This window comes from Streptomyces sp. NPDC058864, assembly GCF_042742985.1.
Classification (GTDB): Bacteria; Actinomycetota; Actinomycetes; order Streptomycetales; family Streptomycetaceae; genus Actinacidiphila.
The window spans coordinates 1-1,919 of sequence record NZ_JBHYMQ010000059.1 but is presented as its reverse complement, the minus strand read 5'-3'; the positions used below and the strand labels follow the sequence as shown (position 1 = coordinate 1,919).

The following is a 1,919-nucleotide window of genomic DNA, read 5'->3' as shown; positions in this document are numbered from 1 at the left end:
GTGTTCCCCAACCGGAAGCCCATCCGCTTCTTGCCCAGCTCGCCCTCCGCCGCCCCGGCGGCCTCCTCGAAGATGCCCAGCAACTCCTCCAGCGCGTCCAGTGCCACCGGGCCGGCTCCGGCCTCCTGCAGCCACCGCTCGAGCACGGGATGCACCACGTCCTGATCCCCCTCCGCTTCGTCGTAGACACCAAACGGCCCGGGCTATGGCTGTGCCTGCTTCTCTACTGCGGCTGGAGGTGGCCGTGGCGGGTGAGAAGGCGTGTGAAGAATTCGGTGAGCATCGTTTCCCCGGCTGCGTGGTCGCGCAGCTCATGGCCACCGATGCGGTAGACCTCGTAGCCCTGCAGCGTGAGCTGTCGGTCCTCCGCGACCATGGCGGCGTAGCGCGCGGGGTCAGCCTGCCGTGTGGTGGCTGTTTCCTGTATCGCGTTCTTGGCGCTTTCGCGGGAGTAGTGCTGAATGCCGTCGACCTCAATGATTGCCCGGGCACGATGGTTCATCAGCAGCAGGAAGTCCATCCGCTGGCGGGTGAGATGGCCGACCCCGTTCAGCTCGGTGAGGCTGTAGGGGTCGTAGTGGAGGTAGACCTGGGGGATGAGCGCCGGAAGGTTGAAGCCGAGCTTGACGTAGGTGTCGAACACCAGCAGTTCGGCACCGTTGTCGCCCAGCGAGCGACGCAGTCGCTCGCGCAGCGAGATACGCGCCCGCGTGGGATCACCCGCGTGCTCGGGTTGCCGACGAACCCACCATGCCACCAGGTCTGCCCAACTCAGCCCGTGGTCTTCCAGGGCCTGGTCGTACACCAGGCAGTACTGCTCGTTCTTCACGATGCGGATGGTGTTGCTGATGGAGTCCGGAAGCACGATCTGCGGTTTGGGACCATCAGCGGCGAAGATCAGGTTTTTCATCTCCCCATCGACGCCGCGGGCGCCGAGCATGCCGACCAGGGCCTGCAGATTGTCATCGCCGTACTCGCTGATCACGAGCCGCGCGATGTCCACAAGCTCGGGCAGTGTCTTGCCCTGAAGTCGCGCCCGCACGTAGGTGATCTTGCTCTGGAACGGATCCTCATCAGGCTTCTGCGGTTCCAACCCCAGGTGCTCACACACGGCCGCGAGCTCATAGGCCTTCACCACATGCAGCGCCCCGGCTATGGCGTGACGAAGAGCAGCTGGAGTGACCGCAGACGTAGACGGCATCGCATCATGATGGCCCTGGAACACCCCGCCAGCACAGAGCGCAACACCCCTACCGCACGGGGTACCGAGCCGGTTCAATCAACCGTGTGAAGGCCGTGCTCAAGCCGAGTACCGTCAGGGCCTTGCGAAGATCGCTCAGCGGCCCGCGATTGACGACGGCCAAGGCAGCCGAACTGCCAAGGTGAGATGAGGATTCCGCGTCGAGCAATGGACGCCGCGCTGAACTGTCCGGCGCAACGCCGGGGCCTGCCATCAAGACAGCTGAGCTCAGGGCCGGCCCGGTTGATGCACACTTAACGCCAATATGCCGTCAGGCGGACTCCCAACTCACCTGTCACTAAAGGAAGCCGACAGTATTTCAGGCCGTCCGGCGTTAGCCGGACGGCCACGACTTTGTTCCAGCTCCCCGTCAGGGGAGTGTGGGCAACTTAAATATCTGTGCAACCACCCCCTTATGACATCACCGGTGCCGCCAGGCACCGGTGCCTATGGGGAGGTGCCTCATCTTTCTGTTTTCTGTCCTGCCGTCAGGCAGGACACGTGCTTCTTGCTGAGCGGGCCGTCAGGCCCGCCTAACTACCCGAGAAACCAGCAGGGTTGGCCCGCCAGGGCCAACCTTCCGCACCTAGACACAGTCGTGCCGTCAGGCACGACGACGGTGGCTTGACGGGCCGTCAGGCCCGTGTTGGCCGTCAGGCCAACATAAGAGCCGTCAGCC

1 protein-coding gene is annotated in these 1,919 nt (G+C 64.1%); it reads right to left on the bottom strand.

What is annotated here, in order from left to right; translation table 11 throughout:
* Nucleotides 1–223: 223 nt before the first annotated feature.
* Nucleotides 224–1,201 carry a putative endonuclease domain-containing protein gene (locus tag ACFW3D_RS32025; protein WP_500510157.1) on the bottom strand — a complete coding sequence of 326 codons (978 nt, stop codon included), beginning with the start codon at nt 1,199–1,201 and terminating at the stop codon, nt 224–226.
* Nucleotides 1,202–1,919: the final 718 nt, after the last annotated feature.